The sequence below is a fragment of the Sphingobacteriales bacterium genome (genome assembly GCA_012517435.1).
Taxonomy (GTDB): Bacteria; Bacteroidota; Bacteroidia; order CAILMK01; family JAAYUY01; genus JAAYUY01.
The window spans coordinates 1-5,339 of the sequence record JAAYUY010000175.1; the positions used below are offsets into that span (position 1 = coordinate 1).

The following is a 5,339-nucleotide window of genomic DNA, read 5'->3' on the forward strand; positions in this document are numbered from 1 at the left end:
CCTGCCTCTGCCCTTGACCCGATTTCCACCAGTAAAATTGAAGAGCTGATTCATGAACTTAAACAAAGTTATACCATCATCATTGTGACCCATAACATGCAGCAGGCTGCCCGGGTCAGCGAAATGACGGCTTTTTTCTATCTGGGTGAATTAATAGAATGCAACAAGACAAAGGACATGTTTATCAACCCTGAAAAAGAACTTACACAAAAATATATTACCGGCAGATTCGGATAAAAATAATTATATGACACACATTGATAATGAATTAGGGAAAATCAAAAGTGAAATTTCACGGATGTGGGAACTTGTTATCTCACAAATGAATAAGGCTAAAGATGCTTTTATTAAGTTTGATAAAGACATTGCCCGTGAAATCAATAATACTGAAAAACGAATCAATGCTTTTGAACTTCATATTGACCGGGACTGTGAAGATATTCTGGCTACCAATAACCCTGTTGCGATAGACCTCAGATTTATTCTCGCTGTTTTAAAAATCAACAATAATCTTGAACGAATCGGAGACATTGCAAAAGGAATCGCCAATCTGATCATTAATACCAGTGAACCTTTTGATAATGAGTTGGTTGACAATACTCAAGCACTTATCATGTTTGAAGAAGCCATCGGTATGATGACTGATCTTTATACTGCCTATGAAAATGAAAATACTCAACTGGCGCGACTTGCCTTTAAGCGTGATGAGGTTTTGAATGAAATAAATCTTTCATCAAAACATCAAATACTTGACTTTCTGAAAAAACATCCTGAAAAAACAGAGCAAGGCCTTGACATCAGAGGAATCATTATCAAACTTGAGCGCGTGGGTGACCAATGTACCAACATTGCGGAAGAAATCATTTTCTATCTTGAAGCTAAAGTTCTGAAACATCTGGAAAAAAACCAAAAGAGATCCTGATTCACCATTCAGCCCTGTTGCTTAAAAACACTTTTTTTTAAGCAAAATGGTAAAATCTTTGCTGAAAATCATATCATGAAAACTTTATATATCCCCCTATTAATTGCTGGCGGATTAATCATATTGCTGCTGGCAAGATGTAAAGACCCTGTTGAAACACCTGCTGCCACACCTTATGAGTTGCCTCAACCAAAATATTTCCCTACTATTAACAATAGTCCTTCTTACAATCCAATGACCAGAGAAGGTGTGAAACTCGGGAGATACCTGTTTTATGATGGAAGGCTGAATGGCCGTACCCATTGCGATTCAATGATGTCGTGCTATAAATGTCACGATATTCAGAGAGGATTTGTCAGTCCGGAAACTGACGGCAAAGGAACAGGTGTATCAGGACTTCGTTCACCACACACAGTTTTGCCTTTGGTAAATCTGGTATATCGCAATTTACCGGCTTATGGCTGGAATGGAAGTCTGAAAAGTATCGAGGATGTTGGGTATATTGTATTTTCACTTGATTTTGAGTTTAATACAACATTTAAAGCTGCGGTAGAGACCTTAAAAAAAATACCCATCTACCCGCCTATGTTTAAAGCTGCCTTTGGAACAGAAGAAATTACCATCGACAGAATTGTGATGGCATTGTCCCAATTTCTTCGGTCACTCGTCTCCTACAACTCCAAATACGACAAGTATATCAGAAAGGAAATCCCCAGCCTATCACCGCAGGAAATGCGCGGATATCAATTATTTATGTCTGAAAAAGCCGATTGTTTTCATTGTCATGGTGATCCCGCCCTGCTAACGACCAATTTATTTTACAACAATGCTTTGGACAGTGTATTTAATAAAATTGACGACCGGTATGCAGTAACCGGAAACCCGACAGATATAGGGGCATTTAAAGCACCTACGCTACGCAATGTAGCTTTGCGAAATGCCTTCATGCATGACGGGAGGTTCAAAACCCTTGAAGAAGTTGTTGATCATTATTCCGAAGGCCTGCTCTACTCTCCTACTGTTGATCCGTTGATGAAATGGATAGCTTATGGCGGAACACAATTAAAGGAAAATGAAAAACAGGATTTGATTGCTTTTCTTCATACCCTGACCGATTCAACATTTATCAGTAATCCGGATTTTAAACGCCCTCCCGATCTCGATACCGGCTGTCCGGAGTAATCCTAATGGAAGTGTAACAGTCTGATAGGTGTATATTGACTGTTGAATTGAAGATGTTAATTGTTTATCAATAATTTACAAAAAATTGTGTCGTCCCTACGTGACTTGGTTTTGGGGGGGGGTTATTGAATGGCCTTCTGTTATCATGTCTATTTCTTATAGTTTGAGCATATTGATACTGTAAATAATCTGATTGGAATTTCGAACATGTCTGCAGACAGGCAAGATTGCGGATTTCAGATTTCTGATTTCGAATTTCGAATTTTGGGTTTCGGGTTAAGGATTTCAGGTTATCCGTGCCAACTGAAAACTTCCCATTGCTTTAACTTCATGAACCCTGCACAGGCAGTCAGACTTTCTTCAAGATTAAAAATCAATCCTCTGACCAAAAATAAATGTCAGCTTTTATCTGAAATGCTGAAAAAGCCTATTTAACAATCAGTTTTTCAACATAAATATTTTCAGAAGCAACCTTTACAAAATAGACCCCGGTAGCCAGCCCGGCTGTATTTACCTCAATCATATTTCCCTCAATATCAGCCATTTGCCTGACTATTCTTCCATTGATGTCAGTGATGGTGAGGGTTTCCATCCTGCTTTCCGTAGCAGGTAAAATAATGGTTGCCTGTCCATCTGCAGGATTGGGAAATACAGTCATCTTTCCTTTGGTTACTTCATCTGGTAATGCTGTGGTTCCATCCGTACCAAGCTGATATACAGTCAGAACCTGTTCCGCAACTCCCGGAGCACTGACTATGACATAAGCAATCCTTGAATATTTAAAGGTATTTTCGGCAAGTGCCTTAACCTGAATGAGGTTATTGGCAATATCTTTTGACACATTTAACCAGCCCTGAGATGACGAAACATTAAAGTCGGTCAGGTTGGTAAACAAATCAAAAGCCCCTTCGCTTCCATATCCCTGATCAATAACCAATTCTTTAGGATAAATGTCAAGATAGCTTGATTGGGTAATGTTATAGTCTTTTATATTAGAGGTTGACTGGCTGAAAGGTCCTGAATTGCTCGTGGTGGTTCCCCTGAAAATAGTCGGGAAACAGGTATCGTTTTTAACGGCAGAAACCTGGTAAAACACGGTGGACTTCGGAGGATTCAAATCAGTATAGGAATTCAGGTTGCTCTGAATAGAATCAATCAATTTCAGAGAATCAGGATGAGTTCCTCTGTAAATACGATAAGTCTGGAAGGGAAATCCTTCATAGTGACTCCAGATTAAATTGATTTGTCCACCTACACCTGCATTTACAGTCAGATGAAGCGTTTTATGAGGTTTACTTAATTCTGATTCATTGTTGCATGAATCAACTGCAGAAATACGGTAGCGATAGGCTCTCTGTTTCGGATTGGAGTTGTCATCCACGAAAACACTGACGCTGTCAAAAGGCAGGCTGCCAATTTTCTCATAAATTCCTGCAGCTGTAGTTTCACGGTAAATGTTGTAATAAGCTGTGCGTTTTCCTTTGGTTCTTTCCCATGCAATCAGGTTTTTACCTGTATATGGATCATTGGTTACCACGCAAATTTCTTCCCCATTATAAGGTTCAAGAACTGAAACATGAACCGTATTGGAGACAGCCTTACATCCGTTCAGATCGGTAACTTCTACATAATAATCTCCTGATTTTGTAACATTTAGCTGAGGATTAATGGACCCATCACTCCATTTGCAGAAATAACCATAGCCTGGCGACAACACCACACCCGAACCTTTGCAGAAAACGGTATCATTGCCAATATTAACGACAGGATTTTTATTGACAGTCAGCTTCATATTGTTTGAATATTCAGTACCACATGGATTGGTAATTTCACAATAATACACCTCTCCGTCATTCAGGCTCAGACTGTTGAATTTCAGGCTTGAGAAAGTAGCTCCGCTTATTTTTCCCTTGCTGTTGTACCATTGATAGCTTATCGGCCCTGTTCCCGTAGCGCTGACAGACAACTCGGCTGATGTCCCTTCGCACTGGCTGATATCCTGTGATTGAGACAAAATAGTAACCGGATCATTGACAGTCAGATAAATCGGGGAAGTAAAGTCTGTTCCACAGGAATTGGTGGCAACACAGTAATAATTCCCCTGATGACTTTGTTTCAGGTTGGGGATAAAATAGAAACTATTGGTAGCATTAGGAATTGGTTGAGCATTGAAAAACCATTGATAAGTGATAGGCAGAGTTCCGGTCGCAGAAACGTTTAAGACGAGATTACCACCACTACAGACTGTATCAGAAGCAGAAAGCATGGTAAGTTTTGGCTTTGAGTTAACATTAAGTGTGGCAGGCAGGCTCTGTGCATTTCCACAACTATTGCTGACAACGCAGTAATAACTTCCTGCATCATTGATATTCAGTATGTTAATGGTATATGTATTATTTTTTGCTCCAAACACCTCAACCCCATCTTTATACCACTGATAACTCAGAGGAGCAGTTCCTGTAGCAGTAACACTAAAGGTCATCGACTGACCTTCACACTTTGTTGCCCCTGAACTTGCTGCAGTAATGACTGGTGACTGATTGACTGTCAGATTAATATTATTGCTTTGTTTATTTCCGCATGAATTGCTGATAATCACGTAATAATTACCTGCATGGGATGTTTTCAATGAACTCAGGGTTAAAAAGTTATTGGTGGCTCCGCTAATCTGCCCGTTTTTATCATACCATTGATAAGAAAGCGGAGAACTTCCAGTGGCTGAGACGTTGAAGGTAACTGAACTGCCTTCGCACTGAGTAGTGGAAGAACTTAATGAGCTAATATCAGGAGCCGTATTCACCGTCAGCGTAATGACGGAAGATGTTGCGGTTCCGCAGGAATTGGTAACAATGCAATAATAATTACCTGCATCTGTCGTAGCTACGGAATTAATGGTATATGTAAAGTTGGTAGCTGAAGTAATCTTGCTGTTGTTATAATACCACTGGTATGTCAAAGGCCCTGTTCCGCTGGCGGTTACGCTGAAAGTCATACTTTGTCCCACACAACGTGTGGCTGATGAAGATTGTGAAGAAATAGACGGTGCCAGATTAACTGTCAGGTCTATGGTGCTCGACTGGTCGGTGCCACAGCTATTAATCACCTTACAATAATAAGCACCTGCATCAGAGGTATCAACAGAATTTATGCTATATGTGCTTGATGTGGCACCTGAAATCTTATTGTTTTTGAAATACCACTCATAAGTCAGCGGGTTGGTTCCGCTGGCATTCAC

Annotated in this window: 4 protein-coding genes; 3 read left to right on the forward strand and 1 reads right to left on the reverse strand. The window is 40.0% G+C overall.

Annotated features, from left to right (window positions below; all coding sequences use genetic code 11):
* The 3 genes from pstB to GX437_10120 all read left to right on the forward strand — a co-directional run.
* Positions 1-237 (forward strand): phosphate ABC transporter ATP-binding protein (pstB, locus tag GX437_10110; GenBank protein ID NLJ08011.1); only part of this gene is annotated, 237 nt, incomplete at its 5' end.
* A 10-nt stretch (positions 238-247) separates the two neighbouring features.
* Positions 248-922 carry a phosphate signaling complex protein PhoU gene (gene phoU / locus GX437_10115; GenBank protein ID NLJ08012.1) on the forward strand — a complete coding sequence of 225 codons (675 nt, stop codon included), beginning with the start codon at positions 248-250 and terminating at the stop codon, positions 920-922.
* 75 nt (positions 923-997) lie between these two features.
* Positions 998-2,104 carry a cytochrome-c peroxidase gene (locus GX437_10120; GenBank protein ID NLJ08013.1) on the forward strand — a complete coding sequence of 369 codons (1,107 nt, stop codon included), beginning with the start codon at positions 998-1,000 and terminating at the stop codon, positions 2,102-2,104.
* Between the two features lie 427 nt (positions 2,105-2,531).
* Here GX437_10120 and GX437_10125 read toward each other — a convergent pair.
* A partial coding sequence (locus GX437_10125) for a T9SS type A sorting domain-containing protein (protein NLJ08014.1) occupies positions 2,532-5,339 on the reverse strand: 2,808 nt, incomplete at its 5' end.